The sequence below is a fragment of the Aeromonas sp. R4-3 genome (assembly GCF_040908275.1).
GTDB classification, from domain to species: Bacteria; Pseudomonadota; Gammaproteobacteria; order Enterobacterales; family Aeromonadaceae; genus Aeromonas; species Aeromonas rivipollensis.
Genome location: NZ_JBFODK010000029.1, coordinates 319742 through 345857 on the forward strand (window position 1 = coordinate 319742; position 26116 = coordinate 345857).

At 62.2% G+C, this 26116-nt stretch carries 21 protein-coding genes and 1 other RNA gene; 8 read left to right on the top strand and 14 right to left on the bottom strand.

All coding sequences use genetic code 11. The features are described 5' to 3' along the window. From AB5Y91_RS10175 to AB5Y91_RS10190, 4 genes are read right to left on the bottom strand one after another with little or no spacing between them, the layout of a single operon-like run. A complete protein-coding gene (locus tag AB5Y91_RS10175; protein ID WP_368169694.1) occupies positions 1 to 390 on the bottom strand; it encodes an HI0074 family nucleotidyltransferase substrate-binding subunit in 390 nt (129 codons plus the stop codon). Positions 391 to 399: 9 nt separating this feature from the next. After that, positions 400 to 708, bottom strand: a complete 309-nt coding sequence (locus AB5Y91_RS10180; protein ID WP_042650359.1) for a nucleotidyltransferase family protein — start codon at positions 706 to 708, stop codon at positions 400 to 402. After that, complete coding sequence (locus AB5Y91_RS10185) at positions 705 to 2078, bottom strand: restriction endonuclease subunit S (RefSeq protein ID WP_368169695.1); 1374 nt, start codon at positions 2076 to 2078, stop codon at positions 705 to 707. The genes AB5Y91_RS10180 and AB5Y91_RS10185 overlap by 4 nt, the downstream gene beginning before the upstream one ends. Beyond that, positions 2075 to 4036, bottom strand: a complete 1962-nt coding sequence (locus tag AB5Y91_RS10190; protein ID WP_368169696.1) for an N-6 DNA methylase — start codon at positions 4034 to 4036, stop codon at positions 2075 to 2077. The genes AB5Y91_RS10185 and AB5Y91_RS10190 overlap by 4 nt, the downstream gene beginning before the upstream one ends. Positions 4037 to 4629: 593 nt before the next feature. Here AB5Y91_RS10190 and AB5Y91_RS10195 point away from each other — a divergent pair. Next, on the top strand, positions 4630 to 7311 hold the full coding sequence (locus tag AB5Y91_RS10195; RefSeq protein ID WP_368169697.1) for a phage/plasmid primase, P4 family: 2682 nt from the start codon (positions 4630 to 4632) through the stop codon (positions 7309 to 7311). Between the two features lie 196 nt (positions 7312 to 7507). Here AB5Y91_RS10195 and AB5Y91_RS10200 read toward each other — a convergent pair whose 3' ends face one another. The 10 genes from AB5Y91_RS10200 to AB5Y91_RS10245 all read right to left on the bottom strand — a co-directional run bounded on the left by AB5Y91_RS10200 (position 7508) and on the right by AB5Y91_RS10245 (position 18385). Further along, a complete protein-coding gene (locus AB5Y91_RS10200) occupies positions 7508 to 8647 on the bottom strand; it encodes a site-specific integrase (RefSeq protein WP_244776030.1) in 1140 nt (379 codons plus the stop codon). An 84-nt stretch (positions 8648 to 8731) separates the two neighbouring features. Beyond that, positions 8732 to 8828, bottom strand: an RNA gene (gene ffs / locus AB5Y91_RS10205) — signal recognition particle sRNA small type. Positions 8829 to 8930: 102 nt separating this feature from the next. Beyond that, on the bottom strand, positions 8931 to 9719 hold the full coding sequence (locus tag AB5Y91_RS10210; RefSeq protein WP_163155089.1) for a sulfite exporter TauE/SafE family protein: 789 nt from the start codon (positions 9717 to 9719) through the stop codon (positions 8931 to 8933). Between the two features lie 92 nt (positions 9720 to 9811). Then, positions 9812 to 11248: an arginine-ornithine antiporter gene (gene arcD, locus AB5Y91_RS10215; protein ID WP_368169698.1), complete on the bottom strand. Its 1437-nt coding sequence runs from the start codon at positions 11246 to 11248 to the stop codon at positions 9812 to 9814. Between the two features lie 387 nt (positions 11249 to 11635). Further along, a complete protein-coding gene (locus AB5Y91_RS10220; RefSeq protein ID WP_368169699.1) occupies positions 11636 to 12397 on the bottom strand; it encodes an SDR family oxidoreductase in 762 nt (253 codons plus the stop codon). Between the two features lie 182 nt (positions 12398 to 12579). Beyond that, complete coding sequence (gene mmsB / locus AB5Y91_RS10225) at positions 12580 to 13491, bottom strand: 3-hydroxyisobutyrate dehydrogenase (RefSeq protein WP_368169700.1); 912 nt, start codon at positions 13489 to 13491, stop codon at positions 12580 to 12582. 70 nt (positions 13492 to 13561) lie between these two features. Then, complete coding sequence (locus AB5Y91_RS10230; RefSeq protein WP_368169701.1) at positions 13562 to 14671, bottom strand: enoyl-CoA hydratase/isomerase family protein; 1110 nt, start codon at positions 14669 to 14671, stop codon at positions 13562 to 13564. Beyond that, positions 14664 to 15461 carry an enoyl-CoA hydratase gene (locus tag AB5Y91_RS10235; RefSeq protein ID WP_262110055.1) on the bottom strand — a complete coding sequence of 266 codons (798 nt, stop codon included), beginning with the start codon at positions 15459 to 15461 and terminating at the stop codon, positions 14664 to 14666. The genes AB5Y91_RS10230 and AB5Y91_RS10235 overlap by 8 nt, the downstream gene beginning before the upstream one ends. Positions 15462 to 15604: 143 nt before the next feature. Beyond that, a complete protein-coding gene (locus tag AB5Y91_RS10240) occupies positions 15605 to 16762 on the bottom strand; it encodes an acyl-CoA dehydrogenase family protein (RefSeq protein WP_368169702.1) in 1158 nt (385 codons plus the stop codon). Positions 16763 to 16873: 111 nt separating this feature from the next. Continuing rightward, positions 16874 to 18385, bottom strand: a complete 1512-nt coding sequence (locus AB5Y91_RS10245; RefSeq protein ID WP_368169703.1) for a CoA-acylating methylmalonate-semialdehyde dehydrogenase — start codon at positions 18383 to 18385, stop codon at positions 16874 to 16876. A gap of 275 nt (positions 18386 to 18660) precedes the next feature. Here AB5Y91_RS10245 and AB5Y91_RS10250 point away from each other — a divergent pair, with 275 nt between their 5' ends. The 7 genes from AB5Y91_RS10250 (at position 18661) to AB5Y91_RS10280 (ending at position 25907) form a co-directional block, all read left to right on the top strand. Next, positions 18661 to 19809 carry an isovaleryl-CoA dehydrogenase gene (locus AB5Y91_RS10250; RefSeq protein WP_368169704.1) on the top strand — a complete coding sequence of 383 codons (1149 nt, stop codon included), beginning with the start codon at positions 18661 to 18663 and terminating at the stop codon, positions 19807 to 19809. Between the two features lie 55 nt (positions 19810 to 19864). Further along, positions 19865 to 21499: a carboxyl transferase domain-containing protein gene (locus AB5Y91_RS10255; RefSeq protein ID WP_368169705.1), complete on the top strand. Its 1635-nt coding sequence runs from the start codon at positions 19865 to 19867 to the stop codon at positions 21497 to 21499. A 10-nt stretch (positions 21500 to 21509) separates the two neighbouring features. Continuing rightward, the gene (locus AB5Y91_RS10260; RefSeq protein WP_234677485.1) at positions 21510 to 22364 is read left to right on the top strand and encodes an enoyl-CoA hydratase-related protein; all 855 of its coding nucleotides are present in this window, start codon (positions 21510 to 21512) and stop codon (positions 22362 to 22364) included. Further along, positions 22361 to 22498 (top strand): hypothetical protein, encoded by a 138-nt coding sequence (locus tag AB5Y91_RS10265; RefSeq protein ID WP_171276072.1) that lies wholly within the window; start codon positions 22361 to 22363, stop codon positions 22496 to 22498. The genes AB5Y91_RS10260 and AB5Y91_RS10265 overlap by 4 nt, the downstream gene beginning before the upstream one ends. Continuing rightward, entirely contained in the window at positions 22495 to 24456 is a 1962-nt protein-coding gene (locus tag AB5Y91_RS10270; protein WP_368169706.1) for a biotin carboxylase N-terminal domain-containing protein, read from the top strand. The genes AB5Y91_RS10265 and AB5Y91_RS10270 overlap by 4 nt, the downstream gene beginning before the upstream one ends. Continuing rightward, positions 24453 to 25424 (top strand): hydroxymethylglutaryl-CoA lyase, encoded by a 972-nt coding sequence (locus AB5Y91_RS10275; RefSeq protein ID WP_368169707.1) that lies wholly within the window; start codon positions 24453 to 24455, stop codon positions 25422 to 25424. The genes AB5Y91_RS10270 and AB5Y91_RS10275 overlap by 4 nt, the downstream gene beginning before the upstream one ends. 69 nt (positions 25425 to 25493) lie before the next feature. Beyond that, a complete protein-coding gene (locus tag AB5Y91_RS10280) occupies positions 25494 to 25907 on the top strand; it encodes a MerR family DNA-binding transcriptional regulator (RefSeq protein WP_106887960.1) in 414 nt (137 codons plus the stop codon). Positions 25908 to 26116 lie beyond the last annotated feature (209 nt).

The window sequence follows — 26116 nt, forward strand, 5'->3', positions numbered from 1 at the left end:
TCATGGCTGACCCCCTCGGGCCAGCAGTACCTGATAAAGCGACTGCATCGCCGCCAGATGCCCCGGCAGACGGCTATAGATCTCGACCGCAAGATCTTCCTTGTAGGTATGCGAGGTCAGGTTGCGATCTTTGAGCATCGACAACCAGACCGTCTCATCGGCCAGCCAGTGGGCCGCATAGGCCTGGCTCATGCACTCACGGGGGGTATTGGCCTCAATCCCTTCTGCGGCCAGCGCCTTTTTCAGGGTCTTCCAGGTCAGTTCGATACAGAACTCGAAGCGTTGGATGCTGGCATCGACCACCAGCGGTTGGCTCGCGTCATAGCTCAGGGATTCGGCGAGGCGTTTGAGGGCGTTGCCAAGGGCAACCAGATTCAGATCCAGACTCATAACACATCCTTAAGGCGTCATTCGACGGTAGAGCGGCACCCTGTCACACAGGATGGCCTGATACAGCGGGCTCTGGGGCGACTCCTCATCGAGTCGCACACAATCGATAGGGAGCAGGGTATCGGCCTCATCGATGATCGCCAACACCTGCTGCCATTGCGCCTCGCAGGCACCGGGGCACTCGATGGCGAGATCGATATCGGAACGCTCACGGTGGTCGCCACGGGCCCGTGAACCAAACAGCCAGATCGCCTCGACAAACGGCAAGGCTGCCAGTTGGCTGACAAAGTCGTAGCACGCCAACCCCGTTAGCGTCATGCGGCCACCTCTTCGGCAGGCTGTGTCCAGCCACGCAGATCGATCTTGCCGGTGACGGCGGCGGAGATAAGTGCGATGCGGCGTTCTTGCATAAGAGAAATTGCTCTTCCTGCTGCCGAGATCAGATGTTGAAACTTCATCTTTTGGCAATTGATGAAATCGAGAACGTCAATTTGCTCTGATTCGCTCGGGGGATAAGCGATGTCAACATTTAAAAGGCTTTCGCTGTAGATAACCTCAATTGTGGTAGCATTACTCTTAATCAGAATTTGCTCCACCACATAGCCACTTTCTTGGATAAGTAGTGACAGCCATTCGGGTATGAGTATCGCACCGTCCGCCTGCAGTCTGATTAAGCATGGGTGAAGGATCGCGGTGTACTCTTGCTGAAAAAGTGCCGTCCGGCCAATAGTCCCACGCGTCGTAACCAATATATCGCCTTTTTGGATAGTAAACGCTCGCAGCTCTTTGTACTTGTCTGAACTGATATATGAGTCCCCCACCTCCATGTCATCATCAATGACGTTCCGCTGAGTGATTACCTTTACATCTGACCCTGTCATATCAGCATTAGTAAGATGACTTCCAAAGGGGCCTGCTTTGCAAGCTCCTTTTTTCGATTGGAGGGTGTATTTAATTGGGCCAACCACCCAATGCTCCGGCACTTGGCCGAGCCACTCGACGCCGGAGTCTTTCATGGGGGCATTGGGGTTCAGTCCCTTGGTGACGGCGTGGGAGATCACCGCCTGCCGCTTTTCTTTAAGCAGTTCGATCAGCCGCTGCTGCTGGGCAATCAGCCGATCAATTCGGGAAGTTTCGTGGTCTAGGAAGGCGGCGATAGTAAGTTGTTCTTCCAACCGAGGCATGCAGAAGTAGCTGTTACCGATATCGTTAAAACCAATAGTTTGCCTCACCCCTGCCCCAAGTGATTTCATATGAGCAACATCAAATTCATGTAAAAGCCAGCGGGCATATCTAGCTTCTAGTTGTCTGTAGCATTGCAAAACGATGTAGCCAGTGCTTACCACTACATCAATTTCTGATAACGCTGTTCGCAAGCTTTTTAAGTCAAAGTTCAAGTTAAGGGGGTTGACTAAAAATTCACCAACCTTAACCTCTTGATATGAAGCCTTTGTTTCTTCCGCTAGTTTCTCTTCATCTTTGAATACAACTTGCCCAAAACTGATTGAGCCAGCAGGTAATTCAATGTTCGATGTTTTTGGCTTTTCAACAAACACATGCTTGAAACGAATCGGCTCCCAATGTGACGGTATAAAACCTGACCAAATTACCCCCGAATCCTTATATTCCGGATAGGGACGATACCTTCCTATCAGTTTCTGCTGCTGAGTTGCCACTGCCTGACTCATGAATGCACCTCCGCCAACAACTGCATAATCTCCTTGGCCACTGCATCGAGATCGGCATCGATCGCTGCCAGCTCGCGGGGCGGCTGGTACTGGTAGAAGTGGCGGTTAAAGGGGATCTCATAACCGACGATGCCGACCTGCCCATCGAGCGGGTCGGTTTTGCTGGTGTCAATCCAGGCATCCGGCACATGGGGTAACACCTCACGCTTGAGATATTCATGAATGTCTTCCCCCAGCGGCACATTTTCGTTATCCCGCAGATCCGCATTAGCCTCCTGCTCGCCCTTGGTTTTACACACTTCGGCGGCGTCGTCCTGCTCACCCAGATGGCTCACCAACAGCTTAAAGGCTGGGGCTGGCAGCTTGACCTCACCTAGCAGCTTGGTCAGTTGCTTTTTGAATTTGTCGCGAGAGAGCAACTTGGCCTCAGCGAACTGACCCAAGGCAGTCAGGATGGCGGACTGCAAAGTGCCATCGAGCTTGTCCCAGCCCTTGTCGGCAGTGAGGCTAGCGAGCCGCTCGGCATCCTGCGGATAGAATGCAAGTTTCAGCGGCCGCTCCACCGTGATACGGCGATAACCGAAGGCGGTGGTGGGGAAGATCTTGGCGATGGGCCCTTCTTCATAACGGCTGGCAAGGCGGACGATTTGCTCAATAGCCTCGTCGCTCAATTGCTTACGCTTGGAGCCCAAGGATTTTCGCATCGGGCTGTGCAAGTCGCTGGCGTTAATGAGCAGTACCTTGCCCTTACGCTCGGCCGGTTTGTGGTTCGACAGTACCCAGATATAGGTGGCGATGCCAGTGTTGTAAAACATATCGGTGGGCAGGGCCACCAGGGTATCGAGCAGGTCATGCTCCAGGATGTAGCGGCGGATCTCGCTCTCGCCGCTGCCTGCCCCACCAGTAAAGAGCGGGGAGCCGTTGAGGATGATGCCGATGCGGGAACCTTCCGGCTTCATCTTGGCGATAAGATGTTGCAGGAACAAGAGTGAGCCGTCAGAGACACGGGGCAGACCCGCCCCAAAGCGGCCACTGTGGCCCTTTAGCAGGTGTTCGTCTCGTACCTGCTTCTCGACCTTCTTCCAGTCCACCCCGAATGGCGGGTTGGAGAGGCAGTAATCGAACCGATCAGTCGGCAACTGGTCGTCAGAGAGGGTATTGCCGAGCTTGATGTTGCTGATGTCCTGCCCCTTGATCAGCATGTCGGCCTTACAGATGGCAAACGACTCGGGGTTGAGCTCCTGCCCGAAGGTGGCCAGACGAGCGGCGGGGTTCAGCTCGTGCAGGTACTCCATGCCGCAGGAGAGAAAACCACCGGTGCCCGCCGTGGGGTCATAGATGGTCCGCACTACGCCCGCAGTCGTCAGGGCCTCGTCATCGGCGGCAAACACCAGGGAGGTGGTCAGGCGGACGATGTCACGGGGGGTGAAGTGCTCACCGGCGGTCTCGTTGGAGCTCTCGGCAAACTTGCGGATCAGCTCCTCGAACACCAGACCCATGTGGTAGTTGTCGACGGTTTCGGGGGAGAGATCGACGTTGGCGAAGTTGCGAACCACCTTGTAGAGCAGGTCGGCATCTTCCAGCAGATCGATGCTGGCGGCAAAGTTGAAGTGCTCGAACACCTCGAATGCCTCACGGGAAAAGCCCCGCACATAGGCATCCAGGTTATCGCCAATCTGCTTCTCGCCAAGGTTGTTCAGGGTGAGCTTGGCGGTGTTGTAGAAGCTCTGCCCGGCGGCATTGAGCAGCAGCTTATGGCGGGCCAGCTCGGGCATGGCCTTGGTGCTCTCGGCGGTGGCCAGCACCTTGTCACGGGTCGGGGCCAGTACGCACTCAAGACGACGTAACACGGTGAATGGCAGGATGATGCGGCCATACTGGGACTGTTTGAAATCACCTCGCAGGAGGTCAGCCACCGACCAGATAAGGTTGGCAAGGGATGAGATATTGGTTGTCATGGAAACCCCGTGGGACGCTCGAAATAGCGTGATCCTATCACAGCATCTGGCCTCCAGTCGTGGCCTCGGTGCTGGCTGTGAAAATCTGCCGTTTTTGATTTTCCCGTTTGGCCCGCCAACAAGGGCAAAGGGGCCAATTAGGGTGCTCAATCTGCCGAAATTTCAGCTATTTATAGAACTTTTTCTGTGTGAGACTTCGTAGAAAAAGTTCTTAAATCTGCCAAAATTTCAGCAGATCGGCAGACCTCATATCCCACCTATTTGGCGGGGGCGGAGGCCAGCTATCAACTTAGCAAGGAATGTCACTACATCACCTGTTGTCAATCATTAGAATATTTCATGAATAGCCGTTTTTGCGTTGTTCACAACGAAAACTCGAAATGGGACCTTGGGGAGGAAAAAAGAGGGGTTGTATTGCTTCTGCCGATCCGTATAGTCGGGGTTGTCGGCGGGCAGACGCCCCCGCACATCGCACCTTGGCTCACGCCATAGGCCCACGGGGGGCGCTGTTACCCGATCTGATTACCGCCGCTTGGAACACACACAACCTAATTTTAGTTCCACAGCAGCGGTCATCTAAGAGGAGAGACATCATGTCTCAATCCACCAAGTTTGACCTTGAATTTGCCCTGGCCGATGCAGGCCACTCCCTGACTATCGACTTTGCTGCCATCAAAGAGCAGTTCCCCATCATGGATGTCGCCTCGGCCCTGACCGGGCAAGACGTAAAGAAAGTCGGCTCCAACACCTATCGACTGGACGATGCCAGTTGCCCACTATGTGGCCATAACGACTGCTTCACCCTCTATCCTGACGACGATAGCTTCCACTGCTTCAGTTGCGAGGAAAGAGGCGACGTGTTCGATCTAGTCGTCAAGTGCGGTCAAGCCGACAAGGCATCTGATGCTGCTCGTCTGCTCCTGCTGGGAGAACTGGCAGTCACCCCAACCGTTCGCAAAGTGGTGAAGCTGGAGCAGCCGATCTACACGGCCCCACCTGCTCGCCTGCAAGAACTCTTCAATCTCGCAGCTAGTCACTATCAGTCCCGTCTGGATGTAGACGAACTGATGGAGCGGCGTGGCCACTCTGAGGAGGTGCTGGCGGGGCTGGATATCGGCTTCTCCGGTGGCCTGAACAAGGTTCTGAAGGATGCAGGGTTCAGCCAAGAGGAGCGACTGGCCTCCGGTCTGGTCAAGCTTCGCAACGATGCCCCAGATCTGCTTCGTGACTACTTCCCGAGCGGTGTCTATGTGTTCCCGCACTTCGACCGCAACGGACAAGTCAGCCGCTTCACTTTCAAGGACCCAAATAAGCAGCACCAGTACCAACTGCCGAGCGCCTGTTGGCTTAACGGGGTGCAGTTCTACGGGGAAGAGTGTCTGAATGCCCCCGGCCCTGTCGCCCTGGTAGAAGGGGAGAATGACCGCCTGTCGCTGGTGGATGCCGGTTGGCCGGGCCCTGTGCTGGCTAGCATTGGCACGCTGTCACAGACCCAGCTGGAGTGGTTGAAGCGTGAGCTGGCTGACAGTGATGTTGTCACCTTCTTCGACACTGATGACGCGGGCGACAAGTACCGCTCAAAGGTGGCCCAACTCGGTCTCAAACTGACCCAAGTAAAGCTGCCGGATAGCGTCAAGGACATCGACGAATACCTGCATGGCGACAACCCCTTGCCTCTGGCCGAACTGGTGGCGGCATTCACCCTAGTTGAGCCTGTGGCTGAGGCCGAAGCCGAAGCCGAAGCCGAAGCCGAAGCCGAAGCCGAAGCCGAAGCCGAAGCCGAAGCCGAAGCCGTTCAGGACGATGATCAGCAGCCGGAAGTAGTCAAGGTCATGCCACGTACTGCCATCTTTGAAAACGAGCTCAACGATTCAGCCAACGCTGAACGGTTCGTGCAGATGCACGGGCATAACCTGAAGTTCGTCCCTGAGTTAGGTGGCTTCATCCACTTCGATGGTACGCACTGGACCCAGAATGACTTGACGCCCATGATCCTTGCTCAAACCGTGGGCAAAGAGATCCAGGAAATCGGACAGATGTTGATCAAGCAGGCGTGCAAGAAAGAGGAGCTGTCTTGGGCATATTCGGTGCTCAGACACGGTTCTAGCAGCCTTAACCGAGCAGGCATTCAGAACATGCTGGAGCTGGCCAAGCCGATGATGACGGCAAGACTGCACGAGCTGAACGCCAATCCGATGCTGTTGGGCACGGCGAACGGTGTCATCGACCTGAAGTCGGGTCGCCTGTTGGCACCGAGACGGGCATTCATGATGACCCACCATAGCCCGGTGGCCTATGACCCAGCTGCTGTCTGCCAGCGATGGGAGCAGTTCATCGACGAGATCTGCTGTGGTAATGCCGAGTATGCGGCCTTCCTGCAACGTTGTGTGGGCTACTGGATCACAGGCCGCACTGACGAACAGCTCCTGTTCTTCCTCCACGGGGGCGGCTGTAACGGCAAGAGTACCTTCATGTCGATCATTCAGCAGTTGCTGGGGGAGTTCAGTCGGCAGATCAACAGTAACGTCTTGCTGTTCAACCGCAACGGCAATACTGGTCCAAACCCGTCCCTGACCAAGCTGGTGGATGCACGTCTGGTGGTCGCCAACGAGCTGCCAGAGGGGGCCCGTATGGATGAGAACTTGGTGAAGGCCATGACGGGGGATGACGTGATTGTCGCTCGTGCTCCCTACGCCAAGAAGGAGATGGAGTTCCGTCCAACCTTCTCTCTGGTGATGGTGGGCAACCACAAGCCCGAGATCCGCGATACCAGCAATGGTATGTGGCGTCGGATGCTGATGCTGCCCTTCAATGCCTCCTTCACGAAGGAACAGCTGGACCCAATGCTGATGGAGAAGCTGCGGGCCGAGATGCCCGGCATTCTGAACTGGGCCATCCAGGGCTGCCAGATGTGGCAAGAGCAGAGGCTCAAGGCATCGATTCCTGCTCGTCTCAAGCAGGATGTCGAGACCTACCGTGCCGAGTCAGATATGGTTGGCTGCTTCCTTGAAGAGTGCACCCAGGCCAGAGCAGGGGCCAAAGTGCCCATGAGCGAGGTCTACGCGGTCTACAGCCGATGGGCACAGCAGAACGGTGAATGGGCCATGAAGAAGCTGGCCCTCAAGAAGAAGCTGCTAGAAAAGGGCTATCTGATCCCCCGCTATAACAGCAAGGACACCATCATCGGGTTGACCCTGCTCGATAGCGAGATGGCTGACATGACGGTCTCAGTCCGTAGGGAGCAGCCGGAAACAGGAGCGAACTACACTGTATGACGAATGGGGGGCCTGCGGGCCCCTCTGCCGTTTTTGATTTCCCTGCTTTCCCCGCCAACAAAAGCAAAGGGCCCAAACCAAGCAGTCAATCTGCAGAAATTTCAGCATTTTATAGAACTTTTTCTGTATGAAATCTCGTAGAAAAAGTTCTTAAATCTGCCAAAATTTCAGCAGATCGGCAGACCCATCCCTCCTTTTATCCGGCATCAGCAAAGGATGAGAGGGCCGCTTCTATCACCTCGCTGAGCTTCTCCAGCGAGACATCCCCACCGTATCGGTCATAGCTGATCGCCCCGTTGGTGTGACCCAAGATCGCCGCCGCATACTGCAATGGCACTCCGTGATCTTTGAGTGCTGCCCCCACGGTATGCCGCAGGCTGTGGAAGTCCTTGTCGACGGGGCGATGGCGGCTAAACCACTGCCCCCACAGGTGGCTGTAACTGTCCTGTCGATGGGGAAGCTCAGGGAAGATGCGTCCCCCTATCCTCCCCTTCACAAACTCGATGAAACCGCTCTGGAGAAGGTGCCGATGGAGAGGAACGAGACGAGCACTATTGGCCGTCTTGAGTTTCTGGTCTGGCCGTCCACTGCGAATATTCAGGCACCATATACCGTCAACCTGTTGCACATCATCGGCATAGAGCTGACAGATTTCGTTGGCACGAGCTCCGGTGAACAGACCCAGCAGAGCAATCCACCTACGGTGGGGCTCTTGCTGCTTAGCCCACCCGATAAACTTGCGACGTTCTTCCGCTGTGTACCCACTTCGTGAGTTCACCTCCTTGGCTCGCTGTAGCTTCAATCCGGCGAAGTGGTTGATGACCCCATCCTGATGGTTAGCCAGCCAGTTAAACAGCAGGGAGAGCTTCTGGAGATACTTGTTGATGGTGGTCGGGCTCTTGCCGGAGTTCAGCAGGCCCTCCTTGAACTTGACCACATCCGCTTTCCCATAGTCAGCGGCCGGTCTATCACCCAGCGCCTTGATGAAGCAGCCGATGTAGTTCTTCTGGTTGCTGAGCTCTTTCGGTGCCCAGGAGAGGGCCTTCTCTTTCAGATAGCGGTCACTCAAGACCGACAAGAGCGGAGCAAGCGGTTTGGCCGCCGGAACAGCAGGCTTGATGTGCGACTGAGGTTGAGGGTTCTCTGGCTCGCTTGCGGATTGCACGACTGGCTGAGCTCTGGAACGCACACAGGCAAGCAACTGGGCAACCTTGCTTCGTGCCGTAAGCTTGTCTCGGGTATGCAGGGATTTTTTGATCTCTTTACGACGACCACAGGGGAGCGTGGTGACTTTCCGGTAATACCAGATGCCGTGGGGACTGAGCCAGAGATTCATCGATGAGCTCCTCGTCGTCCACACAAAGTGGATGACCAAGGGCTTTAGGAAGCTAACTTATTGAATTGCAGAAACAGGTGGTGGCCCCACCAGCCACATCCCGGCACTCGAGTCCCCCGCCTTGGCTGCTACCTTCCGGTCCTGACCAGGTTGACGAGTTATCAATGCGAGAGGACCAATGGGACCACCGGCGAGGAGAATAGGCAAACTGGCCTGCCAATGCAATGGCTTTCTGCCAGGAGGCGAACCGTTCGCCTTATTTTTCAACAATCTGCCGAATGGATCAGCTAAACAGCATGAATTTGGCGCCCACCAGCAGCATCAGCAGGGCGAACGCCTGCTTGAGCCGTTTGGGGGAGAGGCGATGGGCCAGCCTGGCGCCGACGCGGGCAAACTGGGTGCTGGTCAGCACTATGCCAAGCAGGGCCGGCAGATAGATGTAGCCGACACTCCACTCGGGCAAGCCGGCATGGCCCCAGCCGGCATAGAGGTAGCTCAGGCTGCCCGCCAGGGCGATGGGCATGCTGCAGGCGGCGGAGGCCGCCACGGCGTTGCGCATGGGCACCGAGTTCCAGCTGAGATAAGGCACCGTCATGGAGCCCCCTCCTATGCCAAACAGCGCCGAGAGCCAGCCGATGATGGTGCCCGCGATGCCGGTGCCGACCGGCCCTGGCATGTGGCGCTCCGCCCTGGGCTTGAGGTTGAGCCCCATCTGCAGCGCCATGGTCCAGGCGAAGCAGCCGATGATGATGTTGAGGGTGCTGGCGCTGAGCTGGCTGGCGGTCAGGCCGCCGAGCCAGGCGCCGATGAGCATGCCGGCCCCCAGGCGCCGTATCATCACCCAGTCGACCGCCCCCGCCTCCTGGTGGGCCCGCAGGGAGCTGAAGCCGGTGAAGATCATGGTGGGCAGAGAAGTACCGAGGGCGAGGTGGGTAATGATCTCCGGGGCCACCCCCTGGGCATGAAAGCTCAGCACCAGCACAGGCACTATGATGAGCCCGCCGCCGATCCCGAACAGTCCCGCCAGCATGCCCGCGAAGGCTCCCAACACCAGATAACCCACAAACAGCATAAAAATTCCTTATATAGCTAAATGGCGGTCAACTTGACCGCCATTGCCCATAAAAAAAGAGATGGCGTTGCGCCATCTCGTTATTGTGCCGATTAATGCAGGGGAATGGTACCGTCCATCACCTTGTAGAAGGCCAGCACGGCGCAACCGAGCAGGGCCGCCGTCATCCCCCGCTCCAGCCGGTTGAGGCTGCGCAGGCCATGGTGCTGGCGCGCCTTCCAGTAGATGAAGATCCCCGGGCTGTAGAGCAGGGCCACCAGCAGCAGGTACTCCACCCCGGCGGCATAGACCAGCCAGCAGCCGTAGACGGTTGCCACCAGGGCCAGCAGCAGATCACGCTTGCGCTGATGGGGCTGGTGCTCGTAGGTGGTGCCCTGCAGCGCCAGCTTGAGGCCATAGGCGCCGGAGAAGACGTAAGGCACCAGGGCCGCCGAGGTGGCGATGTTCACCAGCGCCAGGTAGGTGCTGCTCTGGAAGTAGATGATGATGAGGAAAACCTGCACCAGGCAGGTGGAGCACCAGAGCGACACCTGGGGGGAGCCGTTCTTGTTCTCCTTGGCAAACCAGGCCGGGAAGACCCCTGTCTTGCCCGCGATATAGGGTACTTCCGCCGCCAGCACGGTCCAGCTCAGCAGGGCCCCCATCACGGAGATCACCAGTCCGATGTTGATGAGCCAGGCGCCCCAGGGGCCGACCACGGCTTCCAGGATCATGGCGGTGGAGGGATTCTTCAGGGCCGCCAGTTGCGGCTGGTTCATCACCCCTAGCGAAAACAGGGTCACCATGACGTAGAGCGCCAGGGCGCCGAGCAGCGCCAGTACGGTGGCACGGCCCACGTCCTTGCGGTGACGGGCACGAGCGGAGACCACCACGGCCCCCTCGATGCCGATGAAGACCCAGAGCGTCACCTTCATGGTGGACTTGACCTGATCCATCACCGAGCCCAGCTCGGTGTTGCCCTGCCCCCAGATGTCCAGGGTGAAGGTCTCCATGTTGAAGGCGAGCAGGACGGCGACGCAGAAGACGATGAGGGGCACCATCTTGGCGATGGTGGTGACTATGTTCACCAGGGCCGCCACCTGGATGCCGCGCAGCACCAGGGCGTGCACCGACCAGATGAGGAGAGACGCGAGGGTGATGGCGACCGGGGTGTTGCCGTCACCGAAGATGACCCTGTCCGGGGTGTCGAAGAAGTAGCTCAGGGCGCTGAACACCACTATGGCGTAGGAGACGTTGGCCAGCAGCTGGCACAGCCAGTAGCCCCAGGCGGCGTTGAAACCGACGAAATCACCGAAACCGGCCTTGGCGTAACTGAAGATGCCCCCGTCGAGATCCGGGCGGCGCATGGAGAGGTTCTGGTAGACCAGGGCGAGGCAGATCATGCCAAGACCGGTGATGGCCCACCCCAGGGCGACGGCCCCGGCGCTGGCGTGCGCTGCGATGTTTTGTGGCAGACTGAAGACCCCGGCACCGACCATGGAGCCGATCACCAGCGAAATGAGGGCGCCGAGCCCTAGTTTCTTGTCCATCTCAAACCTGTTTTATTAAGCGGCGGCTGAGCATCCGTATTCATACAGCGCGCGACATGGGAGGGGCGATAAATCCGTACCCCGTGAAAAAGGCGGCAACTATATTGCATGACTATTCCGACCGCAATCCTTCGCAGTGCCAATCATGCACCGCCTTGACCGCGCGCAATTCTACAGCACTCACTCACCCGGCCTGTGAGCTGGTTCAAATTCAGAAAGACCCGTTGATCTTTCACGTTTTTCCATGATGTCAGCCCTATTTTTCAAAGAAGCCCTGCATGCCCATGCAACGGGTCTCCCTGGGTGTCAGGCAGGTCTTTTGGGTAAAGCGGCCATAAAAATGCCCCTGTGCCGGTGGCAAGGGGCATGGGCGGATCGCCGCCGGGGTTAGAGTCGCAAGCCGCCGTCGAGATCGATGATCCGCCCGGACAGATAGTCGTTGGCGAAGATGAATTGCACCGTCTGGGCCAGTTGTTCCCCTTGCCCCAGGGCGCCGACCGGAATGGCCTGCTGCATCCGGGCCATCGCCTCGGGCTTCATGGCCGCCGTCATGTCGGTGGCAAAGACCCCGGGGGCTATGCCCATCACCCGGATGCCGTGACGGGCCAGCTCCCGCCCCCAGGTCACCACCAATGAGGCCACCCCCGCCTTGCTGGCGGCATAGTTGCTCTGGCCTATATTGCCGGCGCGGGCGATGGAGGAGATGTTGATGATGACCCCCCCCTGCCCCCCTTTCGCCATCAAGGCCGCCCCCTCGCGGCCGCAGAGGAAGGTGCCGGTGAGGTTGACGTCGATGACAGCCTGCCACTGGGCCAGGCTCATCTTCTCCACCAGCGCCCCCTCTTTCACCTTGATGAGCATGCCGTCCCGCAATATGCCGGCGCAGTTGACCAGGCCATGCAGGGCGCCGAGCTGCTCCTCCATGGCGGCAAAGGTCGCCTCCACCTCGGGCTCACTCGCCACGTTGCAGACGAACAGGGCGCAGCGACCATCCCGGCTGCGCACCTCGGCCTCGGTCACCTCCAGATCGGCGCGGTTGACGTCGATCAGGGCCAATATGGCCCCCTGGCTGGCCAGACGCAGGGCGATGGCGCGGCCGAGCCCCCGTCCCGCCCCCGTGATGGCAATGACTCTGTTATGAATGTCCATGAATGCTCCTGATGAGATGGCCGGTGACTGTCGAGTAAAAGACTATCGCGTAAAAAGCTTGATAGCGGCGCTTAACCCGGATCTGTCTTGTCCCGATAGAGCTCGAGGATACTGGAGAAATCCTTGCTCTCCTGACCCTGGCTTGCGTGCAGGTTAAAGAGAATGATGGGAGGCCAGCGCTCTCACTTCTCACCCTGATCTTTACCGAGATACAACGCCAGGATACTGGAGAAATCCTTGCTCTCCTGGCCCTGGCTTGCGTGCAGGTTAAAGAGGTTGCGGGCCAGCGCCCCCATGGGCACGGCGCTGTGGGCGTGCTCGGCCAGCGCCATCGCGAGCCCCAGGTCTTTGACCATCAGCCGGGTCATAAAGCCCCCCTCATAGTTGCGGGATGCGGGGGTATTCTCCATCACCCCGGGCCAGGGGTTGTAGCGCTCCAGGCTCCAGTTGTTGCCCGAGCTCTTGCCCATGATGGTGGAGAGCACGCCCGGATCCAGCCCCTCCTTGACCCCAAGCGCCAGGGCCTCTGCGGTGCCCGCCATGTGGATGGCGAGCAGCATGTTGTTGCACATCTTGGCGATCTGCCCCGCCCCGAGCGCCCCGGCATGGAACAGGTTCTGCCCCATGCTAGCCAGGATGGGTTTGGCCGCCTCGAAATCGGCGCTCTCGCCACCGACGATAAAGGTCAGGGTGCCCGCCGCGGCGCCTGCCACCCCGCCGGAGACGGGGGCATCGAGGAAGCGGATGCCCCGCGCCTTGGCCGCAGCCCCCACAGCGCGGGCCGAAGCCACGTCTATGGTGGAGCAGTCGATCACCAGGGCCCCCGCCGACAAGGTCCCCAACAGATCCTGGCCGCCCCCCTCTGACAACCAGAGCCCGCGCACATGATCCCCGGCCGGCAGCATGCTGATGGCGACATCGCAGCCGGTGACCGCCTCCCGGGCATCCCCGGCGACGATGCAACCGGCCTTGATGGCCCGCTCCAGGCTCTCGGGCACCAGATCAAAGACCTGCACTGCATGGCCCGCCCTGGCGAGGTTCGCGGCCATGGGCCCCCCCATGTTGCCGAGCCCGATAAATCCAATCCTTGTCATTCTTCACTCCTTGCTTCGTTCGTTATCCGGCCCCTCGTCCGGCGCGCCCTTGGCAGCACCTTGGCCAGCGCTAGGCCAGGGGATTTGTTCCCTCGGGCCAGCGATAGAAATCCTCAAGCCAGTCAGTGCCGGGCCGGGGCGGCTGCCAGCGGGGGGACTTGTCCTTGTCGATGAGCAGGGCCCGCACCCCTTCCACGAAATCTCCCTTGAGCACGCAGTTGACCGAGAGCGCCAACTCGTCGGCAAACACCTCGGCCAGGGACTGGCGGCGCGCCGTCCAGTACTGGCGCCAGAGGATGGCGCGGCTGATGGGGCTGCCGGTGCGGCAGCTGTCGCTGGCCTGTGCCAGGCTCCCTTCGCCAAGGGCGGGATCGAAGACGGCATGCTCCAGCCTGTCCAGCACCCCTTGCAGGGTACGTCCGGCCAGCAGGGCATGGATCCTGGCCTGATGGGGCAGGATCACGGGAGCCGGCAGCTGCTCGCCGGCCTCGGCGTGCAGCCCGCCCAGCAGCCTATCTATCTGCTCGCGCGGATCGCCCTGATCGGCCCAGTCGAGGGCCGCGAGCCGCGCCGGCAGCTCGGCCCGCTCACGGCTCGCCATGGCGTGATCCGCGAGCCCCAGCCCCAGGGCGTCCGCCCCGTTGAAACGGGCACCGGTCAGACCAAGCCAGAGCCCGAGTCGCCCGGGCATGCGGCTCAAGAACCAGCTGGCCCCCACGTCCGGGTAGAGGCCGATCGTCACCTCCGGCATGGCGAACAGGCTCTTCTCGGTCACCACCCTAAAATCGGCGCCGGCAAAGAGGCCGATACCGCCCCCCATGCAGATGCCGTCCGCCACGCAGACGAGCGGCTTGCTGTAGCTGTGGATATGCTGATCCAGCCGGTATTCCTGCTCAAAAAAGTCGCGGGCATAGGCAAAGAGCGCCTGTTCGCTCTCCTCCTGCTGGCGGTAATAGAAGGAGCGAATGTCGCCGCCGGCGCAGAATGCCTTCTCCCCGGCCCCCTGCAACAGCACGCAGACGATGGCAGGATCCTGCTCCCACGCGGTGAGCGCCCCTTGCAGGCGCTGGATCATCGGCAGGCTCAGGGCGTTGAGGGAGGCGGGGCTGTCCAGGGTCAGGATGCCGATGAGGTGCCCGTCCGCCGTGGGATGGGTTGCCAGGCGCACGGGTTCAGTCATGGGACTCTCCCGCGCTCTTGTCATAGCGCCAGCGCGGGGCACGCTTCTCGAGGAAGGCCGCCACCCCCTCGCGCTGGTTGGCATCGTCAAACAGGGCGAGGAACAGGCTGCGCTCCAGGGGCAGGGCCGCATCCCTGTGGCCGCTGCGCCCCTGATTGATGAGCTGCTTGCAGGCGCGCAGGGCGCTGGGGCTCTGGCGCTCCACCCGCTGGGCCATCTGCTGCGCCGCCGTCCAGGCGTGCCCTTCGGTCACCACCTCCTCCACCAGCCCCATCTCGTAGGCCAGGGTGGCGCTCACCTTCTCGCCGCAGAGGATCATCCGCTTGGCCCAGCCCGGCCCCACCAGCTCGGTGAGACGCTGGGTGCCACCGGCGCAGGGCAGCAAACCCACCGAGGCCTCAGGCAACCCCAGCAGCGCCTGCTGCTCGGCGATGCGAATGTCGCAGGCCAGCGCCACCTCGAGGCCCCCCCCCATGGCAAAGCCATTGATGGCGGCTATGCTCACCCCGTGGAAGCGGGCCAGCGCCTCGAAGGCGCGACCGAAGGCCTCTGCCACTTCGCGGGCGTGCTCCACATTGCCGTCGGCAAACATCTTGAGATCGGCGCCGGCGCAGAAGAACTTGTCCCCCGCCCCGCGGATCACCAGGGCCACCACGTCGGGGCGACTGTCGAGCTCCACCATCATCTGCAAGAAGGCTTGCAGGCTGGCCAGAGTCCAGGTGTTGGCAGGCGGGTGGTCGAGCGTGATGTAGGCCACGTGACCGTGATATTCGAGCCTGATCCTTGTCATTGCACTGTCCTTGTCATTAAACCTGCCGCCATGATGACAGGGTTGAATGGAGCCGAAATTCGGTTGGCTCACAAAGCCTGACGACGGCGCGGCGCCAGTCCGCCGCCCCCCAGCAACAAGAGGCGGAGGACGCGCTGCCCCCCTTACTCCAGCGACAGGCCGGGATCCCCCAGCAGACGGCGGGCGATGATGAGCCGCATCACTTCGTTCGTGCCTTCCAGAATGCGGTGCACCCGGGTGTCGCGCAGGTAGCGCTCGAGCGGATACTCGCGGATATAACCATAGCCACCAAAGAGTTGCAGGGCCTCATCGCAAACGCGATAACCCACGTCTGTGGCAAAACGCTTGGCCATGGCGCACCAGGCGCTCTTGTCCGGGCTGCAGCTGTCGAGCTTGGCGGCGGCCTGGCGCACCAGCAGACGGGCGGCGGCCAGCTCGGTGGCCATGTCGGCGAGGCGGAACTGCACGCTCTGGAATTCGCTGATCGGGTGTCCAAATTGCTGGCGCTGCTGCACATGGGCCAGGGCGTCGTCCAGCGCCTGCTGGGCTGTGCCCAGCGAGCAGCTGGCGATATTGATGCGTCCCCCATCGAGCGCCTGCATGGCGAACCTGAACCCTTCTCCCTCCTCCCCCAGCCGGTAGCGGGCGGGAATGCGCACGGCGCTGAAATTCACCTCCCGGGTCGGCTGGCTGTTCCAGCCCATCTTCTCCTCCGCCTTGCCATAGCTCACACCCGGCGTCTCGGCGGGCACCATAAAGGCAGATATCCCCTTGGCCCCCTCGCCCCCGGTGCGGGCCATCACCACCAGCACCTGGGTGCTGCCCGCCCCCGAGATGAAGACCTTGCTGCCGTCGATAAGGTAGTCATCGCCGTCCCGCACCGCACGGGTCTTGAGGGCGGCGGCGTCCGATCCCGCCCCCGCCTCGGTGAGGCAGTAAGAGCCCAGCAGCTCGCCGCTGGCCAGCCTCGGCACCCACTCTGCAGCCACCTCGGCCGGCAGCCAGCTGCCCAGCATCCAGCTCACCATGTTGTGTATGGTCAGGTAAGCCGTGGTGGAGGTGCAGCCCATGGCCAGGCGCTCGAAGATGAGGCTGGCGTCGAGTCGGCTCAAGCCCAGGCCGTCATATTGCTCCGGGGTGTAGAGGCCGCACAGACCCAGCGCCGCCGCTTGCTTGATGGTGGGGATGGGGAATTCGTGCTCCCTGTCCCAGCGCGCGGCATGGGGCTTGAGCGCCAGATCGGCGAAGGCACCGGCCGAGTCGACACAGGCCCGTTGGGATTCGGTCAGGGTAAAATCCATCTTGTTCGCTTCCTCGTTATCTCGATTGCTTGTCGCAGATCCACCGTTCGACGCAGGTGGATGATCGTGTTTTGCGCGCTGGCGGGAGTGCCGTCGCCCATCGGCCATTGCTCACCGCAGGTGGATGGTCATGTTGGGTCCGGTTGGTATGTCCTCATCGAACCAGCGTTCCGTCACCGTCTTGGTCTCGGTGTAGAAACGCACCGCCTGCTTGCCGTAGGCGTGTAGATCACCGTAGAAGGAGCCGCGCCAGCCGGTGAAGGAGAAGAAGGGCAGCGGCACAGGAATCGGCACGTTGATCCCCACCTGACCCACCGCCACCTCGTGGCGGAACTTGCGGGCCGCGGCGCCGCAACCGGTGAAGATGGAGGTGCCGTTGCCATAGGGGTTGTCGTTGATGAGGGCGAGCGCCTCGTCCAGGCTCTCCACCTCCAGGCAGGCGAGCACGGGGCCGAAGATCTCCTCCTTATAGATGCGCATCTCGGGGGTCACGCCGCGAAACAGGGTCGGCCCCACCCAGTTGCCCACCGGGTAGCCGGGCACGTCGCAAAAACGCCCGTCCAGCAGACACTGGGCTCCCTCTGCCATGCCTGCTTCAATCAGCCCCTCGACTCGAACCTTGGCTTCAGGGCTGATAAGGGGGCCATAGGCGGCCTCTGGATCGTGCCAGACACCCGGCTTGACCCTGGCAAACTCGGCAGCGAGATCCGGGATCCAGTCGCGGGAGCTGCCCACGAAGACCGCCACACTGATGGCCATGCAGCGCTGACCGGCAGCGCCCACCCCGGCACCCACCAGGTTGCTCAGCACCTGCGCCTTGTTGGCGTCCGGCATGATCACCATGTGATTCTTGGCACCGACGAAGCACTGGGCACGCTTGAGGTGGTCGGTGGCGATGCGATAGACATGGGCCCCGACCCGGGCCGAGCCCACGAAGCTCACCGCCTTCACGTCCGGGTGGGCGAGCAGCGCATCCACCTGCTCGGCGCCCCCGTGCACCACGCTGAGGATGCCCGCTGGCGCCCCCGCCTCGGTGAACAGCTCGGCCAGCCGCATGGGGGTCAGGGGATCCTGCTCGGAAGGTTTGAGCACGAAGCCGTTGCCGCAGGCCACCGCCAGGGGGAACATCCAGAGCGGTATCATGGCGGGGAAGTTGAACGGCGTGATGCCGACGCAGACCCCCAGCGGCTGCACCCAGGAGTGGCCATCCACCCGGCGCGCCACGTTGCCCATGGTCTCCCCCATGGTCTGGCTGGCGACGCCGCAGGCCTGCTCCACCACCTCGATGCCGCGCCACACATCCCCCTTGGCATCGGCAAAGTTCTTGCCTGTCTCCTGGGCCAGCAGGGTCGCCAGCTCGTCGTGATGGGCTTTGAGCAGATGCTGGTAGTTGAACATGACCCGGGCCCGCTCAGGGGCCGGCACCTCCCGCCACAGCAGGTAGGCGTCGTGAGCGCGGCGCACCGCAAGCTCCACCTCGGCCGGGGTGGCTCTCGGCACCCGCGCCAGCAGGCTCTGATCCGCCGGGTTGGTCACCTCGATCCAGGCTTCGCTCGCGGAAGGGTACGCCTCGCCGCCGATATAAAGCGGCAGATCCCCGTACTGGGTGTGGTGTTGGCTCATGCCGCACTCTCCTTGGCTGTCCGGGGGCTGGCACTGTGCCAGAGCCCCTCAGGCAGGCCGGCAGACCGGATGCACTCGCTGATCATCTTGCTCACTCCTTGCGTTTGCCCGCTCGGGGGCATGCCCCTTGCAGTCGGCACTCAACGAATTTACCTTAGACTAACAACTCATTTACGTTTACGCTAACGTAAACTTAAATCACGAATGGACTGACCAGTTTCCCTCTGTTTCGAGAGCGCGAGATTGGTGAGCACCAGAGACCAAGGAGAGCAAGGATGCATGCCCTGATGGATGAAACCCTCCGCGCCCTGACCGAACAGGTCGAGGCCTTCTGCCAGAAAATGATAGCCCCGCGCGCCGCCGAGATTGACCAGAGCAACGCCTTCCCCCGCGACCTCTGGCCAAAGATGGGTGAGCTTGGGCTCCACGGCATCACTGTGGCGGAAGAGTATGAAGGGGTGGATCTGGGTTATCTGGCCCATGTGCTGGTGATGGAGCAGGTGAGCCGCGCCAGCGCCTCGGTCGGCCTCTCCTACGGCGCCCACTCCAACCTCTGCATCAACCAGATCCACCGCCACGGCACCCCTGATCAGAAGGCGCGCTATCTGCCTGATCTTGTCAGCGGCAGGCATGTGGGGGCGCTGGCCATGAGCGAGCCGGGGGCCGGCTCCGACGTGGTCAGCATGCGGCTCACCGCGGTGCGCGAAGGCGATCACTTCGTGCTGAACGGCAACAAGATGTGGATCACCAACGGCCCGGATGCGGACACCTTCGTCATCTATGCCAAGACGGATGCCAATGCCGGGGCCAAGGGGATCTCCGCCTTTATCGTCGAGGCGGGGACTCCCGGTTTTTCTACCGCCCAGAAGCTCGACAAGCTCGGCATGCGCGGCTCCAGCACCTGCGAGCTGGTGTTCGACAACTGCCCCGTGCCGGCAGAGAACCTGCTCGGCGCCCTGCACGGCGGGGCCCGGGTACTGATGAGCGGCCTCGACTACGAGCGGGTGGTGCTGGCCGCCGGCCCCCTCGGCATCATGCAGGCCTGCATGGACGTGGTGCTCCCCTATGTGCGCGAACGCAAGCAGTTCGGCCAGGCCATCGGCGATTTCCAGCTGGTGCAGGGCAAGCTCGCCGACATGTATACCCGGCTCGCCAGCAGCCGCGCCCTGGTCTATGCGGTGGCTGCGGCCTGCGATCAGGGCCATACCAGCCGCAAGGATTGCGCCGCCGCCATCCTCTTTGCCGCCGAGAATGCCACCCAGATGGCGCTGGATGCCATCCAGCTGCTCGGCGGTAATGGCTATATCAACGAATACCCCACAGGCCGCCTGCTGCGGGACGCCAAGCTCTACGAGATAGGGGCCGGCACCTCGGAGATCCGCCGCTGGCTCATCGGCCGCGAGCTGATGGGAGATAACGCATGATGCTTCTCTCTTTGCCCCCTGCCATTGGCAGCAACAACCAGATGGGAGAGAACCCATGAGCCAGATCCACTCCCGCCTGGATACAACGAGCGCCGACTTTGCCGCCAATCGGGAGGCCATGCAGGCCCTGGTGGCCGATCTCAACGCCCGCCTCGCCGAGATAGCCCAGGGCGGCGGCGCGGCCAACAACGCCCGCCATCAGGGCCGTGGCAAGCTGCTGCCCCGCGAACGCATCAATCAGTTGCTGGACCCGGGCTCCCCCTTCCTCGAGCTCTCGGCCCTGGCCGCCTGGCAGGTCTATGAGGAACCCGTGCCCGCCGCCGGCATCATCACAGGGCTCGGCCAGATTGCGGGCCGGCTCTGCCTGCTGGTGGTGAACGACGCCACCGTCAAGGGGGGCACCTACTACCCGCTCACGGTGAAAAAGCACCTGCGGGCCCAGGCCATCGCCGAGCGACTGCGCCTCCCCTGCCTCTATCTGGTGGATTCCGGCGGCGCCTTCCTCCCCATGCAGGACGAGGTGTTCCCCGACCGGGAGCACTTTGGCCGCATCTTCTACAACCAGGCCCGGATGTCGGCCCAGAATATCCCCCAGCTCGCCGTGGTGATGGGGCTGTGCACCGCCGGGGGCGCCTATGTGCCCGCCATGGCGGATGAGTCCATCATGGTCAGGGAACAGGCCACCATCTTCCTGGCGGGTCCGCCCCTGGTCAAAGCCGCCACCGGCGAGGAGATCAGCGCCGAGGCCCTGGGGGGCGCCCTGGTGCACTGCGCCCACTCCGGGGTGGCCGACCACCTGGCCGAGGACGATGCCCATGCCCTGGCCATAGCCCGCACTCTGGTTGGCAATCTTGGGGCTTCCTCCTCGCAATCGAGAGATTTTCCGGTGTTGGGCTTCGCAAGCTCAGCACCAAGCTACGATGAGCCCCTCTACCCCATAGAGGAGCTCTACGGCCTGGTGGGTACCAGCCTCAAGCGCCCCTATGACGCCCGGGAGCTCATCGCCCGCCTGGTGGATGGGTCCGTGTTCGACGAATTCAAGGCCCTGTTCGGCACCACGCTCGTCACCGGGTTCTCCCGCATTCAGGGTATGCCGGTGGGGATACTCGCCAACAACGGCGTGCTCCACAGCGACAGTGCCCAGAAAGGCGCCCACTTTATCCAGCTCTGCAACAGGCGTGCCATTCCCCTGCTGTTTTTACAGAACATCACCGGCTTTATGGTGGGAAGTCAGGCGGAAAAAGAGGGGATCGCCAAGCACGGCGCCAAGCTGGTCACCGCCGTGGCCTGCAGCCGGGTGCCCAAAATAACCTTGCTCGTCGGGGGCAGCTTTGGCGCCGGCAACTACGGCATGTGTGGCCGCGCCTATGAGCCCGATTTTCTGTTCAGCTGGCCCAACAGTCGCATCTCCGTCATGGGAGGCGAGCAAGCTGCCGGGGTGCTGGTGCAGGTGCGCCGGGACAAGCTGGCGGCCGACGGCAAGACCCTGGGGGAGCAGGAGGCGGACGCCATCCGCGCCCCCGTCATCGCGCAATATGAACGCCAGGGGCACCCCTACTACGCCAGCGCCAGGCTCTGGGATGACGGCGTCATCGATCCCGCCCAGAGCCGTACCGTGCTGGCCCTGGCGCTGGCCGCCTGCCAGGGGGCCAAGCCCGGGCCCGAGCAATACGGCATCTTCAGGATGTAAGGAGTTCGACATGTCCGATCCACTGTGCAATGACCCCCTGGCTGGCTGTCGGCTTGAGCGCCACGGTCCGCTGGTTGAGCTGGTGCTGGCGCGCCCCGCCCGCCACAACGCCCTCGATGCCGATCTGATGCAGGAGCTGCTCGATTGCCTGGATGATCTGGCCCATCGCCACGGCCAGCCACTGGCCGAACGCCCCCATGTCCTGCTGCTGCGGGCAGAGGGCAGGCACTTTTGCGCCGGTGCCGATCTCAACTGGATGCGCAACCAGCTCAATGGCGACTTCGATCCCAGCTCGTTTGAAAAAAACCGGGAGGATGCCCGGGTGCTAGCCAGGCTGATGCAAGCCCTGGACGAGCTGCCCTTCCCCACCGTGGCCCTGGTGCAGGGGGCGGCCTATGGCGGAGCGCTCGGCCTGCTCTGTGCCTGTGACATAGTGCTGGCCAGCGACGACGCCCGCTTCTGCCTCTCAGAAGTGAGCCTGGGGCTGGTGCCTGCGGTGATCAGCCCCTATGTGGTGCGCGCCATGGGGATGCGCCAGGCCCGCCGCTACATGCTGAGCGCCGAGCCCTTCGATGCCATCACCGCCTGCCGCCTCAACGTGGCGCACCGGCTCTGTGCGCCGGAGAAACTGCTCTCGGAGGGACGGGCTTTAGGCATGCGTCTGTGCCGCAACGGCCCCCAGGCGATGAAGGAGACCAAGCGGCTGCTGGCCGCCATCGAACACCAGCCCGGCCATCAACACGAAGAGATAACCGTCGAGACCATAGCCCGGGTGCGGGTCGGACTCGAAGCCCAGGAGGGGATGCAGGCCTTCTTCGACAAGCGCCCCCCCAACTGGCGCCCCCGTTTCAAGGATGAGACATGACTCAATACCGGCCCATCAAGCGCCCTCTTGTCGCCAACCACGGCGAGGATAACCGGGGGGAGGATCAACGCCTTGCCCCCCTCGATCTCTTCATGAACGAGTGTGCCTTTATGAATAACGAGGAGCAGACATGACAGATCAGGCTCCCATCAAGCGCCTGCTGATCGCCAATAGAGGCGAGATAGCCGTGCGCATCATCCAGACCGCCCGCCGCCTCGGCATTCACACCATAGCCCTCTACTCGGACGCCGACGCCCGCGCCATGCATGTGCGGGAAGCCGACGAGGCCTGGCACCTGGGGCCTGCCCCCGCGCGGGAGAGCTACCTCGATGCCGCCAAGGTGCTGAAGATTGCCCGCGAGGCCGGGGCCGATGCCGTGCACCCCGGCTACGGTTTTCTGTCTGAGAACAGCGACTTTGCCAGCGCCTGTGCACAACAGGGACTGCGCTTTATCGGCCCGAGCGGCGCTGCCATCCTCGCCATGGGGGACAAATCCGGCGCCAAGGCGTTGATGCAGGCAGCCGGCGTCCCCGTGTTGCCTGGCTATCACGGCGCGGATCAGACACCAGCCCTGTTGCGTGATCAGGCGCACCAGATCGGCTTCCCCCTCCTTATCAAGGCCGCCAGCGGTGGCGGCGGCAAGGGGATGCGCCGGGTCGAGCAGATAGACGAGTTTGACGCAGCCCTGGCGGCGGTGAAACGGGAAGCCCTGGCCGCCTTCGGGGATGACAACGTGCTGCTCGAGCGCTATCTCGCCCGCGCCCGTCACGTGGAGGTGCAGGTCTTCGCCGATACCCTCGGCAACGCCATCTACCTGGGGGACAGGGACTGCTCGTTGCAGCGCCGCCACCAGAAGGTGATCGAAGAGGCCCCCGCCCCCAACATAGCCCCGGCGCTGCGCCGCGCTATGGGCGAGGCCGCCGTGGCCGCCGCCCGGGCCATCGACTATGTGGGGGCCGGTACCATCGAATTTCTGCTGTGCGGGGAGGCGTTCTTCTTCATGGAGATGAACACCCGGCTGCAGGTGGAGCACCCGGTCACCGAGGCCGTCACCGGCCAGGATCTGGTGGCCTGGCAGCTGGCAGTCGCCGAGGGCAAGCCGCTGCCGCTCACCCAGGAGGAAGTGGTGCTGCGCGGCCATGCCGTGGAGGCGCGCCTCTACGCCGAGGACGTAGGCGCAGGCTTCTTGCCCGCCAGCGGCCCCATCCACTGGCTGCACTGGCCACAGGGGGTGCGCATCGACACCGGGGTCGCCGCCGGCGATGAGGTGAGCCCCTATTACGATCCCATGATCGCCAAGCTGGTCGCCCACGGCCAGAGCCGCGCCGAGGCCTTCGCCAGGCTGGCCGATGCCCTGGCGGCCCTGAGTCTCGGCCCCCTGGTGCACAACGGTCCGCTGCTGCTGCGCCTGTGTGAGGAGCCGGACGTGCTGGCAATGGCGCACCACACCCAGTGGCCCATTCCCACCGAACCCTTGGGCACCCCGGACCTCGCCTGGCCGCTGGCCACCCTCTGGCTCGCCAGTCGCACCGGTCCCACCCCCTGGCAGCAGGCCCCCGGTTTTCGGCTGGGCGAGAGCAGCAGCCTGACGGCGGCGGTGCGGATCGGCGAGGAGGCCCGGGTACTGACCCTGGCCGAGCGCGCCGGTCGGCTCACATGGCAGGGGGAAACCTACCCCTATGAGCTGGGCACTGATCATATCCGTCTGCAGTGGGCGGGCCGCTGGGTGCGCTGCCCCGTCACCCCGGTGGCAGAGGCCGCCTTCGTACTGCAACTGGATGGAAGGCGCATTCCCTTCGCCACCGATGATCAACGCCATAGGCCACACCATGATCACGAAACAGCCCAGGGCGCCCTGGCCCCCATGCACGGCATTGTGGTGGCGCTGCTGGTCGAGGTCGGGCAATCCGTCAGCAAGGGGCAACCCCTGCTGGTGCTGGAGGCGATGAAGATGGAACATGTCTTGAAAGCAGACAAGGAGGGGGTGATCACCTCCCTCTGCTGCCGCCAGGGGGAGCAGGTGAGTCAGGGTGCCGTCCTGGTGCACTTTGCCGACCCGAGCGCAGAGAAGGTTCAGGGAGGTGCAGCATGAGCAAGGAGCATGGCACGCCCGTCGACAGGGTCAGTCTGGTGGAGGTGGGACCGCGGGATGGGCTACAGAACGAACCCCGCCTGTTGTCGCTGGCGCAGCGGCTTCTGCTTATCAACCGCCTCGCCGAGAGCGGCCTGCAACGCATCGAGGTGGGGGCCTTCGTCTCCCCGAAGCGAGTGCCGCAGATGGCAGACTCCGCCGAACTTTTTGAGGCCCTGCCCCGCAAGGGAGCGACCCGTTACGGCGCCCTGGTGCCCAATTTGCAAGGTCTGCAGGCCGCGATCCAGGCCAGGGTCGACGAGATTGGCCTCTTCACCGCCTGCTCAGACGGCTTCACCCGCGCCAATATCGGCATCAGCGTGGAGGAATCCCTGGTGCGCTTCGCCCCGCTGGTGGCGGAGGCGCGCCGCCTCGGCATCAAGGTGCGGGGATACCTTTCCACCGTCATCGCCTGCCCCTATGACGGCCCGACCCGCCCGAAACGGGTCGCCGCCCTGGCCGAGCGGCTGCTGGACCTTGGCTGTCACGAGATCTCCCTTGGTGACACCATAGGAGTCGGCACCCCGGGCACTGTGGTGCCCATGCTGGATGCTGTGCTGCACGAAGTCCCGGCCGGCCGGCTCGCGGTGCATTTTCACGATACCTATGGCCAGGGGCTCGCCAACCTGCTGCCGGCGCTCGAGCGCGGCATCCGCACCATAGACTGCTCTGTGGCCGGGCTGGGTGGCTGCCCCTATGCCCCAGGCGCCTCCGGCAACGTCGCCTCGGAAGAGGTGGTTTACCTGCTGCACGGCCTTGGCATGAGCACAGGAGTGAACCTCGACAAGCTGGCCGCCACCGGCCAGTGGGTGAGCGAGCAGCTCGGCCGCCCCAACGGCTCCCGGGTCGGGCAGGCGCTCCATGCCAGGGCCAGACAGCAGCAGCCAGGACTCGATGAGATAGCACAAGGAGAGTGCCATGCCCCCTGAAAGCGCCCCCGCCAGGAAGAGCGGCAGCATGTCGTCATGTCAGGAGGTAACCCCATGCAGGATCAGGCCATGAGAGCCGGCAATTTCTGCGGCAAGGAGCGAACCTACAGCATCTCCGAGCTGGCTCAGGAGTTCGACATCACCCCGCGCACCATCCGCTACTACGAGGATGAGGGGCTGATCACTCCGGCCCGGGAGGGGCAGACCCGCATCTACAGCCACAAGGACAGGATCCGCCTGAAATTGACCCTGCGTGGCAAGCGGCTCGGCTTCAGCCTGGCGGAGATCCGCGAGCTGTTCGACATGTATGACACCGACCGCTCGAGCCGGATGCAGCTGCACTCCATGATCCAGCTCATAGAGGCGCGGCGCCACTCCCTGCGCCAGCAGCTCGAAGATATCCAGATGGTGATGGCCGAGCTGGATGCCGCCGAGCAGCGCTGCATCCATTCCCTGAGCGGCTTGAAGACAGACGCGGATTGACGGGTTCTGGGGGCCGCTCGTCCCTGGCGCGCCTCATGTCACAGCTGGGGCCAAGGTACCGGCTGGCGAGCCTCGCCCTGGCAGGGGTCGCCTGCTCTCAAGGCCTGGCTCCCCAGGCCCGATGGCTTGCCTGCAATCCATCCAAGCGGGCGCGAAAGACTTGTCGCTAGCTCAATATTCCACCCGTCTCTAACAAAAAGGCAGCTCGG